Here is an 18,118-nt window from a genome sequence, read left to right as displayed (position 1 = left end):
GAGTCAATTCTGAGTCTGAATGGCAAGACTTGCACTTGCATCTGACCGAGAGTTCAGCCTTTTGAGGACAGTAATCTGCTGTCGGGCTGGATTAGTTATTTACGGACTGAGTACCGTGATTCACTAGTCAACGAATCGCACCAGCCATCTCTATCATTACCTTTTTAGGACTATTGTGAAATTTACAATAGACTTCTTGGCATTTGTCGGGGTAAAGGTGAAGGGGAAAAGGGTAAAGAAACTCAAAACCCTTCCCCTTTAACCTTTACCCTTTTCCCTGTCTTGGAAAAATATATTTTTGCAAGAGGTCTAATAAATCTACTCAGGGTGTTAGCGACGACCTTGCCACCGCTGAATTGGAATACAGTCAATATCTAGTTGATCTAAAGCACGGGCAACTACAAAATCAACTAAATCCTCGATGGTTTGGGGATTGTGATACCAGGCGGGAATAGCGGGGACAACTCTAACTCCAACTTCTGCTAAAGAAGTTAAGTTACGCAAGTGGATGAGGCTAAAAGGCGTTTCACGCGGGACAATAACTAGCTTTCGCCCTTCTTTGAGTTGGACATCTGCTGCCCGTTCTAGTAAATCGGAACTCAAGCCAACTGCTAGCTTTGCTACTGTACTCATACTGCATGGAATAATCATCATCCCCAGAGTGGCAAAGGAACCGCTAGCAATTCCGGCTCCGACATCGCTCCAAGGATGACACCGGAGTTTACCGGCAAGTGCAACACCAGCTTGCTCTCGCCAGAATTGTTCTTGCCCAGTTGGTTCTGGTGGCATCCGAATTTCCTGTTCTGACTGCCAAACCATGTAAGTTGATTTAGAGGCAACCAATTCAATGCTATACTCTGCTTCTAGCAAAAATTTGATCGCGCGAACAGCGTAAATCAGACCAGATGCGCCCGATACGCCTAAAATTAAAGGTTTGGTGTTATTTGACACGTAAGTTGTAGTGGATTTTACTCGTCCTCAGAGTAAGGATCTAGGTCATCAGGCTCCATATCATTTGGTAAGTAAAGGTCTGAAAGGTCGTCACGGGAATCATTGCCAGTTAAACCTTTGGCGACGCCATCGCTGCCGACTGTTACCAAATCAATTTGCTGACGGTAGTAATCGACACTCTTAACTTGGACGGCGACGCGATCGCCTAGTCGATAAGAAGCGCGATTTTTGCGCCCAAACAGTGCTTGTTGTCTGGCGCGATATTCATACCAATCATCTTTGAGAGAACTGACGTGTACCAATCCCTCTACCCGCAAAGGCACACCAGGATTACTGCTGGATTCCACCTCGGCGGCTGGGACTTCAATTTCCACAAAGAAACCGTAGGATTGAACCCCAGTAATCACGCCTTGAAATACCTGACCGATGCGTTGCTTCATTAGTTGGGCTTTTTGCAGTCCGGCTAAATCGGCTTCGGCTTCTTGGACTTCTTTTTCTCGGTCGTTGATTTGGACAATTACCCTAGTCAAATCGCTTTGCAGTTCTTGTTGCAATTCTGGGGGTAAAACGTTCCAGTTAATTTCCTCATGGCTGGAGGAGTGGCGCAAGTTAACGCGCTCTCTGACACGGGTATTGCGGCGATCGCGTCCGTTTTCCAGTAGCGTGTAATACACTCTTTGCATCAGCAAATCTGGGAACCGCCGCAAGGGAGCGCTAAAGTGGACATATTGCGGTAGTGCCAAACCAAAGTGAGATCCTTTGGTGGTACTGTATGCAGACGGCTTCAGTGTATCTTGTAATAAGTAAGTAAGAACTTGCTCGGAGGGAGATTCAGCAAAAGCTGTGGTCAAATGTTGGTAATCTAAAGGTTGGATATCGACTTCTGGATCTAATGTGAGGTCAACGCCTAAATTGACTGCCAATTTCAGCATTTCCTGGACATCTTCAACATCAGGTGTGCCTTGAACTCGCCAGATAGCCGGAACACCAAGGGCGTTTAAGTGAGTTGCAAACAGTTGATTAACTAATAACACCAACTCCGTGAGTAGCGATCGCACTGGCAAATCATTCACCACCACAGCACCGAGAATCCCCTCATCATAATAAGCGTTTTGGCTAGGCGGCAGATTCAACTGGAGGCTACCACGATTTAACCGTACCTGTTTCACGCCTGTTTGCAAGGCTTGGAGGTCTTGCAGGATTTGGGAAACCTGTGATGACTTATTTTCAGCTTCACCTGTGAGAATTGCTTGGGCCTGTTCTGTAGTCAGTGCAGTTTCGACATTGATGACACTGGGTTGAATTTCCCATTCCAGCACTTCTCCCGATTGAGGATCGATGGTAATTAAAAAAGAGATGGTTAAGCGATCGCTCCCAGGTACTAAAGAACAGCGTTCTGCTACAGCTGGGGGCAAGATTGGCAACACCAATTCTCCTAGATACACTGATTTGCCTCGTTTGAGTGCTTCTCTATCTAAGGCTTCGTCAGGTTGGACATAGTGAGAAACATCGGTGATATGAACGCCCAAAAGCCAATTTCCGGCTAAGTTTTTTTCTAAACTAAAAGCGTTTTCTATAACTTTGGTATCGCTATTTACTCCTTCAATCGTGAGAGTAAACAAATTACGTAAATCTAGCCGATTTTTCAGGTCTGCTTTCAGGAGCTTTTTGGGCAACCTCGCAGCTGCTTCTAAAACATTATCTGGAAAAGTCCGGGAAAGGTCGTGTTTGCACGTAACTAAATCTATATCAGCAGCAGCTTCGGCATCGCTACCGAGGATTTGCACCACTCGACCAAGGGGAGGATATTGTGCCAACGGGTAACGTAAAACTTCCACATGAACCAGATGATCGATCGCTTCTTCTAACTTTGCCCCGTTCGGTTGAATCTTGAGTTCAAACAGTAAGCGATCGTCTAAAGGCACAGCCCGAAAACCAGTTTCTACTTGCTTGATTCGTGCTAGTAAAGTGTGGTTAGAGCGTTCGAGAATCAGCTTCACCTCACCTTCGGGAGAGCGACGGCGACTGCCTTCTTTGAGAACTCTTACCAAAACGCGATCGCCATTCCAAGCATTACTCAGATGACTTTCGCGGATGTAAATATCCTCGGCTCCTTCCACATCTTGAATAGCAAAGCAAAAGCCTTTACTAGAACAACGGAGTTTTGCCTCGATTATTCCTTCTTCTGAAACACGGCGGTACTTGCCCCGTTCCTTCACTAAAATACCGATTTTTTCCAGAACATCTAAGGCAATGTGAAGTTTTTGTAAACTTTTTTCATCTTCACAGCCAAGTTTCTTTTCTAAAACCTTCCGAGCTACCAATTTATCATCGGTGAAATTGGCAAGGAGTGTAGCGATTGAAAATTCCATGCAGTGAACCGACCTTTGGTCAAAACATCATTTGTTGTTTAATCTGGTTCTTTTCTGTATACTCTCACGGCTTACAGAAACAAGCTGGAAACTAATTGCTCTGAAGCAAGCTTCCTAAGTTCTAAGGAAAGGAAGCCCGACCCAGTAAGAGCGGGAAACTACTCTCGCAGTTCCTTTGCAAAGAAGCCGACCCACGGACAACTCTGGGCGTTTACGAACTTCTCACTGCACGATGCTCTCAGAATTCGCCTGCGTTCAAGTCCCTTCACCTAACCAAACTTAAGATTGCACGCCTGATTAAAATTTAGCCCCGCTAGTTAATTACGCGACGGGTTTTTAAGAAGCTGGGTTTAGAGAATCCATACTGCCCAAAAGCGCTATGCAAGGGAGCCACTGCGGTGAGGTAGTCCCCGTCTTGGCTTCCCGTCGATAGCGCAGCGTTAGCGAGTTATCGAGCGTCTGGGGTCTCCCCAAGTAAAGGAGGCAGTGCGGTCTTGGGGTCTCCCCAAGTGGAGCAACTGCCGTCAAGTGGCATGGAAACTACAGGTGTTTGATTGTCTAGAGAGAAGGTAATTTTACGCCATTAGACTCTGATTTTTAACTAAAAGGAACTGCTGGTGAACCCAATTTTCCCACATGTAGAATCGGTAACAATTAGGTAAGCAGCTTAATAAGCAGCGAGGGCGAACCTTATCTCCATTATTGTAGATTTAGAGCGCACTTCCAGAAAATAGTTCTAGATATAGAGTTGGGTAATCAGTATAGCATTGCAAGCAAGACTACCCAGATAAGTTAGCACTGACCAAAAATTTCGTCAAAAAAGAGCTACTGCTACAATTAGGACACCAGGGAAAGCAAGAATATCACCTTGACGGCTGCTTAGAGGAGAGAATTATACCTACTCATCGCCTGCCAAGAAGCTAGATGATACATAGTAGGCAATTAAAAATGAATAAATGCAATATTGGCAGGCATCCTGAGTATCGAGTAGATGTAAATTAAAGTAAGGGCAGCCGATCTCGCTTGAATATACAGGCAGTATCAACCCCGTTATTAAAAATATTTAGATTGGTAGCAGTATTATGTTGGCTCAATTCCAGAGCTTGTATCCCAAGGGCAATTTGATTTCTGAATTAGTGCAAATTTTTCAAGGAAAATATATTGTTCGGGCAAGCGTGCAAATTGAAGGCGTAACCCGTGCTACGGGTATGGCAGCGGCAGAAACAATAGAAGCAGCAGAAGACCAAGCTAGAACCAGGGCGCTGATAGTTTTGGGTATTACAAACGCACCACCAGAATCAGTAGCGTTAACCTCAAATCCAGTTTCCCCAGCACAGCTAAATCCTGACTTAAATATTAATAAAGCTGGATTGAGTGAGCCTGCTGCTTATTCCTCTGCAAAAAATGAGGATTTTGTTAGTAGTCAGTGGCCAGCAGTCAGCGACAAAGAAATCTCTATACCGCCTTCCAAACAACGGAATATCAAACCAGAAGTAGTAACAAGCAGTAAGGAACAATACGAGTACAGCAATGCTGCGCCTCTAAACGATACCTATACCCAGAATTTAGGTCAAAACTTTCCTGTGACTGCCAACCAGGAGCTAGAATTCGATCCTCCAGTTAAGAACTTGGAAATAAATTTTGATAACCAGCCAGAAGATCAAACCTTTCCGGCAATTTCTGCCAACAATGTCACACCATTTACACCCCGGAGTTACAGCCCTCAAGAAAATGCCACTACCCCGTCAGTGACAGGAAAGAGAAAGAAAAAAGCTGAACCCGTAGATTTATCAGATGTAATTGCTAAAACAGATGTCGAACTTCAGCGCTTAGGCTGGACACCAGAACAGGGACGGGAGCATCTGATTGAAACCTACGGTAAGCGCGGGCGGACTTTGCTAACTGAAGAAGAATTACACGGATTCCTCAAGTACTTACAATCTCAGCCAGACCCAATAGCGGGATTTTGATTTGTCATTTGTCATTTGTCATTGGTCATTAGTCATTTGTAAGGGCTAATGACTAATAACATCGGCTCTTGAAACAGTAACGAAGCTATGGAATCTGTGAATTTTTCTGAAGTAATTGCTCAAACAAACGTTGAAATGCAGCGACTAGGCTGGACAATAGACCAAGGACGGGAACATCTGATAAAAAATTATGGGAAGCGAACGCGTACTTTACTGACACAATTAGAATTACTAGACTTCCTTCAATACCTTGAATCTCAACCATTAGATGAACTTGTGACCGCCAAAATTAATGTTGACATCGAACAGTTATGTTGGACACAACAGCAGGAGCAAATTAATTCTGAAATCGAACGGTTATGTTGGATGAAAGAAAAGGAACAGGAGTATGTCATAACAACTTCTAGCAAGCAAAGTAAGAATTCGCCTACTCAAGAAGAATTATTAGAATTACCCAAATATTTAGAATCTCAACCTACAGTAGAATACCCCAGCAATCTCGATCCAGAATATGAAGAGTTCCAAAATTTCTCTACATACTCAGAAGAATCAGACAATGTAATTACTAAAATATCTTCTGAGGATTTATCTCAGATATTGGCTAAGACCGATGTCCAAATGCAGCGTTTAGGCTGGACAACAGAACGGGGACGGGAGCATCTGATTAAAACTTATGGTAAGCGATCGCGTACTTTGCTGACAGAAGCAGAATTACTAGACTTCCGAAAATACCTTGCATCCCTTACATCTCAACCAACACCAGCAGATTTATCGGATGTAATTGCTCAAACAGATGTCGAACTCCAGCGCTTAGGTTGGACACCAGAACAGGGACGGGAGCATTTGATTAAAACCTACGGTAAACGGGGGCGTACTTTGCTAACTGAAGAAGAATTACACGAATTTCTCAAATACTTGCAATCTCAGCCTGACCCAAGAGCAGGATTTTGATTTGTAACTTCTAAATCAAGTTTTTAACTCAAATAACCCCTCTTCATCACTGAAGAAGGGTTATTTTTAGGGTTTAAAAAATTAAAAGTGGTAAATCACTATTTACCAATCGTGACTATTAATTAAGAACAGCAACTGCTGGGCGACTACCAGCGGAGTGACGGTCAATCACTTGGTCAATCAAACCGTAGTCTCTGGCTTCTTCTGGCGACATGAAAAAGTCACGTTCAGTATCTTCAGCAATCCGCTCAATTGGTTGACCTGTATGGTCGGCTAAATAGTCGTTTAGCCGCCGCTTATGGTAGAGAATTTCCCGCGCCTGAATTTCAATATCAGTCGCTTGTCCTTGAGCGCCGCCTAAAGGTTGATGAATCATAATCCGAGAATGAGGTAGACTCATCCGCTTACCCTTAGTACCCGCGCTCAGGAGAAAAGCGCCCATACTCGCCGCCAATCCGGTACAAATTGTACAGACATCAGGGCGAATATGTTTCATAGTGTCAAAAATGCCCATACCAGCCGTCACCGAACCACCGGGAGAATTGATGTACATATAAATGTCTTTCTCCGGGTCTTCAGCATCCAAATACAGCAGTTGGGCAACAATCAAGTTGGCAATATTGTTATCAACTTGTTGTCCCAAAAAGATGATGCGCTCACGTAACAGCCGTGAGTAGATGTCAAAGGCGCGTTCACCTCGACCCGATTGTTCAATAACGATAGGAATCATGGAAGCGTGTTTGTGGCTACTTTAAATACATTTTATCGATGACAGCACGAAACTGGGGCTGATCTCTACTATTCCCAGGTAGATATAAGTAAATCTTGGCTATTCTGTCTGATTCAACAAAGGAGCAAAATGTGCTTTTGCAATAGATTCAACCTCCAAGGGCACTTTTTAGCGACAAAAGCTGTCCAAGAAAATATCCCGGTTTCGGGAAGAATAAATCAAAAAACTTCAATTGTCGCCAATCTTATATCTCGGACTGTGCTGTACAACCTTGGCGATGTATCGACTAGACCAATAACCGAAATCCGATTTGCTTAGGGAATTATGTTAACGAGCAGTAACATTTTAAACATTTTTTTAGGATTTCCTTCGGCATTTATCAAGTTATTTTTGTTAGATTCAGTAAATCGTGAGTACGAGGTGTATTTAGAATAACCAGTCGCAGTTGAAATGCTATCCATTCACAAGAGACGTGCCATGCTGGAAAAACTTATACAAGCCGCCATCATCACCTTCTTGCTCCATCTGATAGCAGGACTTAGCCCAAATACTTTAATACAAACAAAGACAGCATCACCTGTGCGAGAAACGCCACCAAATATTGTTAGCTTGCTATTGCGATCTTTTCAATAAAAATGTTTCATAAGTTGCAATGGTGTAAGTAATAAGGCGTACATAAACCCAATTATTTGGGACTGACAAAAAATAAATTATCCTAAATTATTTGTAGATTTGTAGAGGCACAAGGCCTTGCGCCCCTACGTTCGCTGAAAGTCCCTTAGATAAAAATAATTAATTGCTTTGTAGTTAGCGCTGACTACAAAACTGCATTTTTTACACCAACTTACTTAGGCGAGATGAAACGCAAAGGGATAATTCCCTCGTTGAGTTTCTTACTTAATGTATATAGCTGTCTTAAGCTAACATTCTTGAGAACGGGGTAGACTGAGCAAAGAAGGCAACTACTGGCATTTGATCATGACTAATCGCCTTGCTGAAGCTAAGAGCCTCTATCTCCGCAAACACGCCGAAAACCCAATTGATTGGTGGCCTTGGTGTGATGAAGCACTTGCAACTGCAAGGGCGCAAAATAAACCGATTTTTCTTTCCATTGGCTATTCTAGTTGCCACTGGTGTACTGTCATGGAAGGCGAAGCTTTTTCTGATATTGCGATCGCTGACTACATGAATGCTAATTATCTTCCTATCAAAGTAGACAGGGAAGAAAGACCAGACCTCGATAGCATCTATATGCAAGCTTTGCAGATGATGAGCGGTCAAGGGGGTTGGCCTTTAAATATTTTTCTTTCCCCAGAAGATTTAGTACCGTTTTACGCTGGTACTTATTTCCCTGTAGACCCCCGCTATGGTCGTCCGGGATTTTTGCAAGTTTTGCAAGCGCTTCGCCGTTATTACGATACAGAAAAACAAGAATTACAACAACGCAAAGCCCTAATTATTGAGTCTCTGCTTACGTCTGCGGTGTTGCAAGACGGTACAACAGATGAGCTTGAAGACCATGAATTACTCCGCCAAGGTTGGGAAACCAGCACAGGTGTAATTACTCCTAATCAATCTGGCAACAGTTTTCCGATGATTCCCTATACAGAATTAGCACTGCGGGGAACTCGATTTAATTTTGAATCTCGCTATGATGGCAAGCAAGTTTGCACCCAAAGGGGACTAGACTTGGCGCTGGGGGGCATTTATGACCATGTAGGCGGTGGTTTTCATCGCTATACTGTTGACCCGACTTGGACAGTACCCCACTTTGAAAAGATGCTCTACGACAATGGACAAGTTGTGGAGTATCTGGCTTCTTTATGGAGTGCAGGAGTACAAGAGCCAGCCTTTGAGCGGGCGATCGCTGGGACTGTACAATGGCTGAAGCGGGAAATGACTGCGCCTGAAGGTTACTTCTATGCTGCTCAAGATGCCGATAGCTTCACTGAATATACGGCTGTAGAACCAGAAGAAGGAGCCTTTTATGTTTGGAGTTACAGCGAACTACAACAACTGTTAACGCCTGAAGAATTAACCCAATTACAACAGCAGTTTACGGTGACGCCTAACGGCAACTTTGAAGGACATAATGTTTTGCAAAGACGCGATTCAGGTCAACTGAGTGCAACGCTGGAAATGGCACTGAGCAAGCTGTTTACCGCTCGTTACGGCGTTAGTCCTGAGTCGTTGGAAACTTTTCCCCCTGCTCGCAACAACCAAGAAGCAAAAACCACTAACTGGCCAGGTCGCATTCCCTCGGTGACAGATACAAAGATGATTGTCGCCTGGAATAGCTTGATGATTTCTGGGCTAGCTAAGGCTGCTGGGGTTTTTCAAAAACCGTTATATCTGGAATTAGCAGCACGAGCGGCGAATTTTATCTTGGAAAATCAGTTTGTCGATGGGCGTTTCCAGAGACTCAACTATCAAGGAGAACCAACCGTTTTAGCGCAGTCTGAAGATTATGCTTTGTTTGTTAAAGCTCTCTTGGATTTACAAGCTTGCAACCCTGAGCATAAGCAATGGTTAGAAAATGCGATCGCTATCCAAGATGAATTTAACGAATTTCTCTGGAGTGTAGAAGTAGGTGGGTACTATAACACATCAAGCGATTCTAGTCAAGATTTGATTGTCAGAGAACGTAGTTATGCAGATAATGCCACACCATCAGCTAATGGAATTGCGATCGCTAACCTTGTGCGTCTGGCCCTACTCACCGATAATCTAGATTATTTGGATTTAGCAGAACTTGGTTTGAAAGCTTTTCGGAGTGTAATGCATCGCGCTCCCCAAGCTTGCCCCAGTTTGTTTACAGCTTTGGATTGGTATCGTAATTCTACCTTGATTCGTAGCACAACTGAGCAAATCAACGCTTTGATTCCCAAGTATTTACCTGCGGCTGTGTTTGCCATAACATCTGATTTACCAGAGGGAAGCGTTGGGTTAGTTTGCCAAGGTTTGAAGTGTCTTGCACCAGCAGAAAGTGTAGAGCATTTACTACAACAAGTGGAGAAAAGTCAGAATAGAGGATAATTTTGGCAACATCAGACGCATAACCATGAATAAACCGCCTGTACTTGGAAACGTCAGTCCTATTATTCCTGCTGGTGGCGATATGGAAAAAGCGATCGCTTTCTATGAACTACTTGGTTTTACAACAATCTATAAAGAAGGCGATCCGGTCACTATGGCAATTATCAAACGCGACTTTGCAGAAATTTTTCTGCAAAGAAATGACGATCAACACCTAGCGGAATGGACAACTTTTCGGATCAAAGTTGATGGTATTGAGCAACTTTATCAGGAATTTCAGGTACTAGGCGGACAAATTATTCATCCCAACGGTCAGCTGCAAACGAAACCTTGGGGAATGAAGGAGTTTGCGATTATTGATGTAGCTGGTGTGTGCATTACGTTTTTTGAGCCAGAAAACTAACATGACTACCCGCAGCAAATTAACCGCCATAGTTTTAGCTGGCGGTAAGAGTTCTCGGATGGGTCAGGATAAAGCTTTGATTCCCATTCAAGGAGTGCCGTTGTTGCAGCGAGTTTGTAGCATTGCCAAAGGCTGTGCTGATGTTGTTTATGTAGTAACTCCCTGGCCAGAACGCTATCAAGACTTGCTTTTGCTCGGTTGTCAGTTTATCCGAGAAGTTCCTTTGTCTGGAGAATCTTTAGCCCACGGGCCTTTAGTTGGATTTGCTCAAGGGCTAGCTGAAGTAGAGACAGAATGGGTGCTGTTGCTAGCTTGCGATTTGCCGAGGTTGCGGGTTGAGGTGTTGCAAGATTGGATAACTAGACTCGATCGCGTGGGGGATAATGCGATCGCAGCTTTAGCTTGTCATCGAAAAGGCTGGGAACCTCTGTGTGGTTTCTATCGCCTTCGCTGTTTGCCACAACTCCTAGAGTTTATCAACCAAGGGGGGCGATCGTTTCAGCAGTGGCTTCGGCAATATCCGGTAGAAGTTTTGCCCTTAGCAGAACCCGAAATGCTATTTAACTGTAATACACCAGAGGACTTGGCTTTAAATTGAGTTGGAGAGTGGGGACTTAATCGCGAACTGAACCTGCCGAAACTCTGGTAATAAAGTCTTTTTTCGGATGATTGAACACAATTCTTGCCTATTCAAAGTTTTAGCCCTAACGTGGAACTGCTAACTATATGTATTAATTAAGGATGCGAGGAGGAATCATGGGGCAGACACAGGAGCTAGGACAAATTATCATCCTGAATGGTGTCCCGCGATCAGGGAAGTCGAGCATTGTCGCAGTGATTCAGGAGACATTTGATGGTCTGTGGATGAATTTGGGTGTTGATAGATTTATGCAAATGACTCCCGCACGATACCTGCCTGGGATTGGTTTGCGGCCAGGGGGAGAACGCCAGGACATCGAACCCTTTGTTCCCATTCTGTACAGCGCCATGTATGAGTCTATCGCTGCCCACAGCCGCTTGGGTCTGAATGTCGTGGTTGATGTCGGACACCATGACGCCTACGCAATAAAGCGGGGTATTCTGGCTGATAGTGCCCGACGTTTGAAGGGATTGCCGGTTTTGTTTGTAGGCGTTCACTGCCCCATTGAGATCGTTATGGAACGACGACAAAACACGGGGTGGAATGTGGGAAGTACAGCTGACTCTCCAATACCACATCCGGTTCAGTTATGGCAACGTGAAGTCCACATCCCTGGCATCTATGACCTGGAAGTAGATACCTCTTTGTTAAGCCCAGGTGCATGTGCTGAGATGATACGCCAGTACCTCGCAGATAGTCCAGCACCGTCGGCATTCCAACGACTCGCTACACACTATATTTAACCAGTAGTTATAACTGTGTTAACTATATTTGGTATAAATTTGTAAAGTGTGTGATTCTATCAGTTAAAAGGGAAATTCAATCCCTTTTTACTAATTCTGCAAGAAGTCTACTTAACTCGACAGAATTTGCGATCGCTATCATTCTGAGGATATTGCCAAGAATAGGCAAAGTGGCTAACTCCCTTCAGTTGGGGGGCAAATTGGCGGAGTGCCTGCATTTGCACTTCTAGGGATGGACGATTACTAACAGATTTTCCCCATTGACCGGCTAAAGCTGGGATTATCTGCGTACCCGGTTTTGCCATACTCAAAACCCGTTGCACTTGCGACACGATACAACTGACATTACCGCAATTTCCATAAGCCATAGGATGCCACTCTAATGTATTGGGGAACCGATCCCAAGGTTGCAAACGAGAATCATACCCTTGTCCAACAGTTTGGTTGCCATCAGGAAAAAACACCACTCCTGTAGAAACACCTTGCTGCTTTGCTGGGTAACTAGCGATGGTGACAAAATCTAGAATTCCTTGCATAGCGTGGGCAACGGCAAGCTGCCACAAGTCCCATTGTAAAATTCTTTGTCTATCAGTTGCAGGCAGGATTGACTTTTGCGCTAGTGGGATGCGTCCTTGCCAAAGAGGTTCACCTTCTTGAGGATAAAGTTTATCAACTTCAGCTACATCTCCCCCAGTGACAAATCCTTTGCTTAAAAAGCGACGAATCAATTCCAGCGCTTTGTAATTCTGTGCCCGTTTAAATAAAGCTTCTTGGGTTGCGGGACTAAATAGCCATAAATCTGAAACTTTAGTGGCGATAGAATCACTTCCAGCTTGGCGAGGATAACGCACGTAATCCAATAGCAAGCCATCTGGACGACGGCGCAAAACTTGTTGTACTAATTGGTAGTAGTCGCGTTTTGCTTGCAGGTTGTAGGGGTCGATAAATAGTTGAGAGCCATTATCTACCACATATAAACTTGTTTGACCTTTGCCATTACGAGCGATCGCACCTTCTCTATCTGGGCGCTGGGCGTAAGTATAGCCGAAATTTGTGGTAAACATCCAAGCATATACCTTCAAACCACGTTGCCGACCTTTTTTTATTGCCGTGGCGAGTATATCAATGTTTTCTGCCCCTGGAGTGCGAATCACAGCAGGCCAAACTGTCGGGTTAGCTCTTGCTGGTAATAGTACCTGCCCATCGTAAAATACTTCTATATAAACTTGGTTATAGCCGCCATTAACAATCCGATCCATAACCCGATCGATTATTCCTGGCTGAATGTCACAAGGATACAAGCGTAACCAAATGGCTTGGGTTTGCGGCCAAGTTCGAGAGCGACATTGCTTTAATTTCTGCGCCTGTTCTTGTATTATGCTTTGGTAGCGCGTTTGAGCATCTTGTTTGCCTTTGAGCGCTGACAAACGTAAGTTTTCTTTTTGTTGCGCCGCAGCTGATGATAACTGACAATACTCATTTACTTGCGCCCTTGCGGGTTCGCTTCCCAAGTTGGGGAGCAAAAAACTACTAGTAAAAACAACAGCAAATAAGCGTCGCCAAAATAATATCGATATTGCAACCTTCAAGGGACAGTTAGACATACCTACCAGTAGATGAACAAATTCAAAAGAGTTTCAGACAGGGATTTAAATTCCGACTGTAACTTGTTTACCACAGGGTAACTGAGAAAAGACAGAGTGGCTCTCACTCTGAGCTACGTGTTGACGTTCGGTCTTAAAGCCTTTAATTTGCGATAATCATCGATCCCAACTCAAATAATTGTGGGCAACGTGTATCGAATTATATAGTTAAATACTAAGGGTTTTAAAACCTATTTTTTTAAGACTCTCAAAGGTCTATTTCTGTTGCCGTATTTTTGTATAGCGGTTTCCAGTGTATGAAGTAGATATTAAAACTTCACCCTCAATGCAAATGCATCGACTTGCATTGTTAATGCATTTATTCAAGTAAATGAGCTATAAAATGCAGAACTTACGCATCAGATAGAAAGAGTTTCTGCCTTCTGCCTTCTGCCTTCTGACTTGACAAACAAAATAGTCAGGAATCAAAAGTTTTGACACCTGACTATTGATGATGGAGTAAGCAATAGTTAATAACTAACCGCCACGTTTCAACGCCGCCTCTACCTGTTGCAACTCTTTTTCTAGACGAGTTTTGAGTTTTTCGGGTACGGGACGATTTGGGTAAGAACTGTAATGTCCAGCCAGAGAATTGAGGGCTGTTCGTATGGTTGTAAACGAGCCAAGACCGGAAACAGAGTTAACTCGCTGGTAGCGAGCCGAAAAGTCATTAATTTTTTGACGCGCTTCTGCTTGAATTGCTGCCTTGTCTGGTGAATCTTGTGAAAGATCCAGAGCTTGTCTCATAATATTGACCACAGCTAAGGTGTCTTGACGATAATCCCCAGTCAAACTATCTGGACTGCCAGAACAACCCATTAAGCCGATAGCTACAACTAAAACCAGCGCAAGCAAACGCGACCAATAGCGCTTCATATGCATTAAGTAAAACAATACGTAAATCAACGTCCATCCTATCTTGGATTGGTAACTTGGGGATCAATTGAGTGAAGAGTGTGGAGTGGAGGGGAGGCAGAGGGGCAGAGGGGCAGGGGAGGCAGGGGAGGCAGAGGGGCAGAGGGGCAGAGAGGCAGGGGGAGAATAAAATTTACCTCTTTCCCCTCTTCCCAATGCCCAATGCCCAATGCCCAATTCCCAATTCCCAATTCCTAACGACTAATAACTTTTTGATAAAGAGTATCTCGTTGTTGGTAAGGTCTTCCTAAAGAAGCGATCGCAGTTTGCAAGGTTTCCATTTCCATACACGTACCGCCTAAAGCACCTGCCATTGTGGTAATGTGTTCCTCCATCAATGTGCCGCCGATATCGTTGCAACCCCAAGCTAAGGCTTCTGTCGCGCCTTCAAGCCCTAGTTTTACCCAACTCTGTTGATGGTTAGAAATCCAATTACCTAAGTAAATTCGCGCTACAGCCCCTAATAGCAGAGCATCACTTAAAACTGGTTGATCGCGTCCGACACGGCGACGTAAGGATTTAGGCGCTTCTTGACCAACGAAGGGTAATAAAATAAACTCTGTAATCTTGGCTGGATATCCCCGATTGATGGCGGTTTTTTGGAGCGATCGCAATTTTTCTAAATGCCTGATTTGCTGTTCGTGGGTTTCAATATGCCCAGATAACATGGTGCTGGTGGTATGCAAGCCTAATTTGTGAGCGGTGCTGATAATTTCTAGCCAAGTGGCTGTGTCAATCTTCTCTGGACACAATATCCGCCTAACTTCATCATCTAATACTTCCGCTGCTGTTCCCGGCATTGAGCCAACACCAGCATCGCGCAAAGCAGTAATCACCTTAGCATATTCCAGTCCGTCAAGTCTGGCGATAAATTGCACTTCTTGAGGAGAGAAAGCATGGAGATGTATGTGGGGAAATTCCTGTTTAATGGTTTCTACGACTTTGAGATAATAGGGTAAAGATTTACCATTTATCAGTGCTTGTGGATTTAATCCCCCCTGCATACAGATTTCTGTCGCACCCCGTTTTACTGCATCTGTGGCTTTTTCCAAAATTTGCGCCGAATCTAACCAGTATGCATCGGCATCACCATCATCTCGACGGAATGCACAAAAACTACAGTGCTGCTCACAAATATTAGTAAAGTTAATATTACGGTTAATTATGTAGGTTACAGTATCGCCTGCTTGAGTGTGGCGAAGTGTATCGGATGTAGTACGTATTGCTGCGATCGCCTCTGGCTCTGTTTGTTGTAACAATACCACTCCCTCTTCGGGGGATAAGTCGTATCCCATCAAAGCACGTTCCAGAATTGTTTCAAACGCAATTTTTGTCAGCATTACTTTCTTAATTTCTCGGTAAATCTTAATTTTATGAGCTTGTAAATAATAAAATTCTACTTAATAAATATACTAATTTATTGAAAACCCCAAATTTGAATAGAAGTTTTACCTTGAAAGCTGTTAAAAGAGCTTATTTTATCCCGATAACACTACTTTTTATAGTTGATAAAACCCATTAATAAAAAAATAGTTGTGGTTGAACCACAACTATTTTAATAGATTAATCTACATCTTTGGATTAGCAGGAATCTTTAGTACAATTCTGATATTACTAATTTGTCCTTGCTTGTGGTTTTCGTCGATGTTGTATTAACAATCCAATCGCCATACCAATACCGACAAAGGCTGTAAAGTAGAATAAACCAATCAATCGGATGTAAATTGGTGGTGCGATCGCTTCAACTTCAACTTCCTGCGCTACCTTCACTGGTGTAAATTGACGGCTAGATCCTTGTAAAGGAGTTGCTTCCACCTCGATTTTGTGGGGTGAACCATCGAAAAATTGTTCAAGCCATGTTAACTTACCTTGTTCGTCGGGAATACCTTTGTAGTCAAAGACTGTTAAATTGTGTTCTGTGGCGATCGCTTTCACCTGCAAAGCTACATCTGTTATGGGTTGTCCGGTTGCGCTATCTTTCACCTGTAGCGCTAAATTCGCAAGTTTTCCGACAGTTGCGTTTTTATCTCCCTCTAGATTAATTTCTAATCCCTGAGATTTTTGAGATGATGGTGCAATAGCTTCGGTACTAGTTGAATGATGTCCGCTGCCATGAGCTTCCGCAACTTCTGCACTAATGTTGATAACTATTAGAGTTATTATAGCCACTACAGTTAATGCACTTAATAAAAGGCGGACTGACTGTGGTGCAATTTCTCCTTGTTGTAGTTCTTCTTGTCCGCCAATAATCCAACCACCCAATAATCCAAGTGATAGTAAAATAGCTGCAATTACAGCAAAATATTTATATTTGATGGGATTTTCGTGGACATTAATATTTAAACTTTGTTCATAAGCAGCAAAAGTGTTTGCTACTAAAGGTGACACTTTAACTAATAGCTGGTAATTACCACGGATCGGTAACATCTGCTGAATTTCTAGCTTACCATCAGGTGCATTGGCATTCATTTCCAACAATTTTGTCCCCTCAACAATGGGAAAATCTGTTGTTAACCAAGGATTACGCGGCGGTGTCAGAATTTGTAAATTAATTTTGGCATTTGTTAAAGATTTACCCGCAGCATCAACAGCTTGTAAAGTCAAAGTAACAGGAGATTGTGGTTTTTCTGCTTCTGCTTCAAAGGGGAGAATACGTTCTAAAGGTGGGTTGGTAGAAAGTAGGACTCTGGACGTAGGAACTTGGGAATTTCCCACAAAGGAATAAAGAACTGACAAAGCAATGCAAACAGCGCTGATAACTCCAAAAAGTCGATATTTTTTCATACAAACTTACGGTAAATGTGAAGCTTATGTAATTTCTGCAAGTTAAGCTTTCATAGCAGTGGATGAAAGTTACTCCAGATTATTACTAAGTAAAAAATCCCAGTCAAAGAATTAGTCAGAAATCAGACATCATCTTAAATCAAGTTAAGGTGATGTAGAGATGATAAACAAAGCATCTCTACAAAACCTAAAAGTTATTTCCCAGCAAAAAACTGGCGCGAAATTTGCACTATTTTAGCGTCATAACTTTGTTATGTGATGTAGCAAAGCTTCATGCACCTAAATAAAATCTTGTGATTATGATAATTTAGTGACATGCAACGCCTAATGTGTGGTGACGCGCTGAGTGTGCTGTGTTATGAACCGCAGGATAGGTAGAGAATAAAACAGTCCAGATAACTAAAGAAGATAGGAGCATATAAAGCGTTACCTGAACAGGTTTGGATAAAGTAATACCTGCGGTTTTCTGCAATAGTGAAATATGAGAAAAACTAGTCATTTTTGACCTCCTAATAATAAATTTGGGTAATTCATCAATCCAAGGGCATAACGCCACTTGATTGCAAAAAGATATACCATCAACTTTGTATTTGACAAGTGTGTATCAGATGTATTATGTAATTCGACTTTAGTGAATACTATACTATCCTTTGACATCGAGCGATCGCGATGCAGAAATCTACACATAAAGTCCATACAAATAACAAAAGAATGACACATGATTTTGAGTGACGGCATTTTCAGCGTTGCTAACACGAAGGTAACAGATAAAAATTAAAAATTCTCATATTACCAAGCATTCAAAATTTCTTGAATAAAGGTAACTTATGTTATCTCTAAATTAATTCAATACACTAGAGATTAGCAATAGTTTCTTGCTTGTGTCTATATTCAAGGTGCTATTATACTCATTGTTTATACTGGAAGTATTGCTGAAGCAATCAGCATATCAGGAATATGTATGAACCAGTTAGTTTTAT

The 18,118-nt window shown here is 42.9% G+C and carries 15 protein-coding genes; 7 read left to right on the top strand and 8 right to left on the bottom strand.

Translation table 11 applies throughout. The features are described 5' to 3' along the window. Positions 1-330 precede the first annotated feature (330 nt). Together RMY32_RS17945 and RMY32_RS17940 are read right to left on the bottom strand one after the other, a co-directional pair. Positions 331-951, bottom strand: a complete 621-nt coding sequence (locus RMY32_RS17945) for a flavin prenyltransferase UbiX (RefSeq protein ID WP_179065018.1) — start codon at positions 949-951, stop codon at positions 331-333. 17 nt (positions 952-968) lie between these two features. Continuing rightward, a complete protein-coding gene (locus tag RMY32_RS17940; RefSeq protein ID WP_322713242.1) occupies positions 969-3,323 on the bottom strand; it encodes a ribonuclease R family protein in 2,355 nt (784 codons plus the stop codon). Between the two features lie 1,082 nt (positions 3,324-4,405). On the opposite strand from RMY32_RS17940, the gene RMY32_RS17935 reads away from it, so the two are divergent. Next, positions 4,406-5,293 (top strand): hypothetical protein, encoded by an 888-nt coding sequence (locus RMY32_RS17935; RefSeq protein ID WP_322713241.1) that lies wholly within the window; start codon positions 4,406-4,408, stop codon positions 5,291-5,293. Between the two features lie 87 nt (positions 5,294-5,380). Beyond that, positions 5,381-6,244 (top strand): hypothetical protein, encoded by an 864-nt coding sequence (locus tag RMY32_RS17930; protein WP_322713240.1) that lies wholly within the window; start codon positions 5,381-5,383, stop codon positions 6,242-6,244. A gap of 118 nt (positions 6,245-6,362) precedes the next feature. Here RMY32_RS17930 and clpP read toward each other — a convergent pair whose 3' ends face one another. Continuing rightward, positions 6,363-6,974 carry an ATP-dependent Clp endopeptidase proteolytic subunit ClpP gene (gene clpP, locus RMY32_RS17925; RefSeq protein ID WP_322713239.1) on the bottom strand — a complete coding sequence of 204 codons (612 nt, stop codon included), beginning with the start codon at positions 6,972-6,974 and terminating at the stop codon, positions 6,363-6,365. 450 nt (positions 6,975-7,424) lie between these two features. Between clpP and RMY32_RS17920 the strand changes: the two genes are divergently transcribed. From RMY32_RS17920 to RMY32_RS17900, 5 genes are all read left to right on the top strand, one after another. Next, entirely contained in the window at positions 7,425-7,607 is a 183-nt protein-coding gene (locus RMY32_RS17920) for a hypothetical protein (protein ID WP_322692787.1), read from the top strand. Between the two features lie 345 nt (positions 7,608-7,952). Further along, positions 7,953-10,010: a thioredoxin domain-containing protein gene (locus RMY32_RS17915; RefSeq protein ID WP_322713237.1), complete on the top strand. Its 2,058-nt coding sequence runs from the start codon at positions 7,953-7,955 to the stop codon at positions 10,008-10,010. A gap of 25 nt (positions 10,011-10,035) precedes the next feature. Next, positions 10,036-10,413 carry a VOC family protein gene (locus RMY32_RS17910; protein WP_322713236.1) on the top strand — a complete coding sequence of 126 codons (378 nt, stop codon included), beginning with the start codon at positions 10,036-10,038 and terminating at the stop codon, positions 10,411-10,413. A 1-nt stretch (position 10,414) separates the two neighbouring features. Next, positions 10,415-11,011, top strand: a complete 597-nt coding sequence (locus RMY32_RS17905; RefSeq protein ID WP_409883332.1) for a molybdenum cofactor guanylyltransferase — start codon at positions 10,415-10,417, stop codon at positions 11,009-11,011. A 143-nt stretch (positions 11,012-11,154) separates the two neighbouring features. Further along, positions 11,155-11,796, top strand: a complete 642-nt coding sequence (locus tag RMY32_RS17900) for a phosphotransferase-like protein (protein WP_322713235.1) — start codon at positions 11,155-11,157, stop codon at positions 11,794-11,796. A 107-nt stretch (positions 11,797-11,903) separates the two neighbouring features. Here RMY32_RS17900 and RMY32_RS17895 read toward each other — a convergent pair whose 3' ends face one another. The 5 genes from RMY32_RS17895 to RMY32_RS17875 form a co-directional block, all read right to left on the bottom strand. Next, entirely contained in the window at positions 11,904-13,400 is a 1,497-nt protein-coding gene (locus RMY32_RS17895) for a family 10 glycosylhydrolase (protein ID WP_322713234.1), read from the bottom strand. 516 nt (positions 13,401-13,916) lie between these two features. After that, a complete protein-coding gene (gene psb27 / locus RMY32_RS17890) occupies positions 13,917-14,321 on the bottom strand; it encodes a photosystem II protein Psb27 (RefSeq protein WP_322692746.1) in 405 nt (134 codons plus the stop codon). 227 nt (positions 14,322-14,548) lie between these two features. Then, entirely contained in the window at positions 14,549-15,694 is a 1,146-nt protein-coding gene (gene cofH, locus RMY32_RS17885; RefSeq protein WP_322713233.1) for a 7,8-didemethyl-8-hydroxy-5-deazariboflavin synthase subunit CofH, read from the bottom strand. A gap of 274 nt (positions 15,695-15,968) precedes the next feature. Beyond that, a complete protein-coding gene (locus tag RMY32_RS17880; RefSeq protein WP_322713232.1) occupies positions 15,969-17,138 on the bottom strand; it encodes a hypothetical protein in 1,170 nt (389 codons plus the stop codon). 307 nt (positions 17,139-17,445) lie between these two features. Continuing rightward, on the bottom strand, positions 17,446-17,637 hold the full coding sequence (locus RMY32_RS17875; RefSeq protein WP_322670735.1) for a CbtB domain-containing protein: 192 nt from the start codon (positions 17,635-17,637) through the stop codon (positions 17,446-17,448). Between the last annotated feature and the right edge of the window lie 481 nt (positions 17,638-18,118).

It is taken from the genome of Nostoc sp. ChiSLP03a, from assembly GCF_034531215.2.
In the GTDB taxonomy this organism is placed as follows: domain Bacteria; phylum Cyanobacteriota; class Cyanobacteriia; order Cyanobacteriales; family Nostocaceae; genus Nostoc.
The sequence above is the reverse complement of the archived record's forward strand: the minus strand, read 5'-3'. Positions and strand labels throughout refer to the sequence as shown.

What these genes read in the sequence shown, in the direction of transcription:
- RMY32_RS17880 (WP_322713232.1), bottom strand. Translation starts at nt 17,138, where the DNA reads ATGAAAAAATATCGACTTTTTGGAGTTATCAGCGCTGTTTGCATTGCT.
- RMY32_RS17935 (WP_322713241.1), top strand. Translation starts at nt 4,406, where the DNA reads ATGTTGGCTCAATTCCAGAGCTTGTATCCCAAGGGCAATTTGATTTCT.
- RMY32_RS17910 (WP_322713236.1), top strand. Translation starts at nt 10,036, where the DNA reads ATGAATAAACCGCCTGTACTTGGAAACGTCAGTCCTATTATTCCTGCT.
- psb27 (WP_322692746.1), bottom strand. Translation starts at nt 14,321, where the DNA reads ATGCATATGAAGCGCTATTGGTCGCGTTTGCTTGCGCTGGTTTTAGTT.
- RMY32_RS17915 (WP_322713237.1), top strand. Translation starts at nt 7,953, where the DNA reads ATGACTAATCGCCTTGCTGAAGCTAAGAGCCTCTATCTCCGCAAACAC.
- RMY32_RS17905 (WP_409883332.1), top strand. Translation starts at nt 10,415, where the DNA reads ATGACTACCCGCAGCAAATTAACCGCCATAGTTTTAGCTGGCGGTAAG.
- RMY32_RS17895 (WP_322713234.1), bottom strand. Translation starts at nt 13,400, where the DNA reads ATGTCTAACTGTCCCTTGAAGGTTGCAATATCGATATTATTTTGGCGA.
- RMY32_RS17930 (WP_322713240.1), top strand. Translation starts at nt 5,381, where the DNA reads ATGGAATCTGTGAATTTTTCTGAAGTAATTGCTCAAACAAACGTTGAA.
- RMY32_RS17875 (WP_322670735.1), bottom strand. Translation starts at nt 17,637, where the DNA reads ATGACTAGTTTTTCTCATATTTCACTATTGCAGAAAACCGCAGGTATT.
- clpP (WP_322713239.1), bottom strand. Translation starts at nt 6,974, where the DNA reads ATGATTCCTATCGTTATTGAACAATCGGGTCGAGGTGAACGCGCCTTT.
- RMY32_RS17900 (WP_322713235.1), top strand. Translation starts at nt 11,155, where the DNA reads ATGCGAGGAGGAATCATGGGGCAGACACAGGAGCTAGGACAAATTATC.
- cofH (WP_322713233.1), bottom strand. Translation starts at nt 15,694, where the DNA reads ATGCTGACAAAAATTGCGTTTGAAACAATTCTGGAACGTGCTTTGATG.
- RMY32_RS17920 (WP_322692787.1), top strand. Translation starts at nt 7,425, where the DNA reads ATGCTATCCATTCACAAGAGACGTGCCATGCTGGAAAAACTTATACAA.
- RMY32_RS17940 (WP_322713242.1), bottom strand. Translation starts at nt 3,323, where the DNA reads ATGGAATTTTCAATCGCTACACTCCTTGCCAATTTCACCGATGATAAA.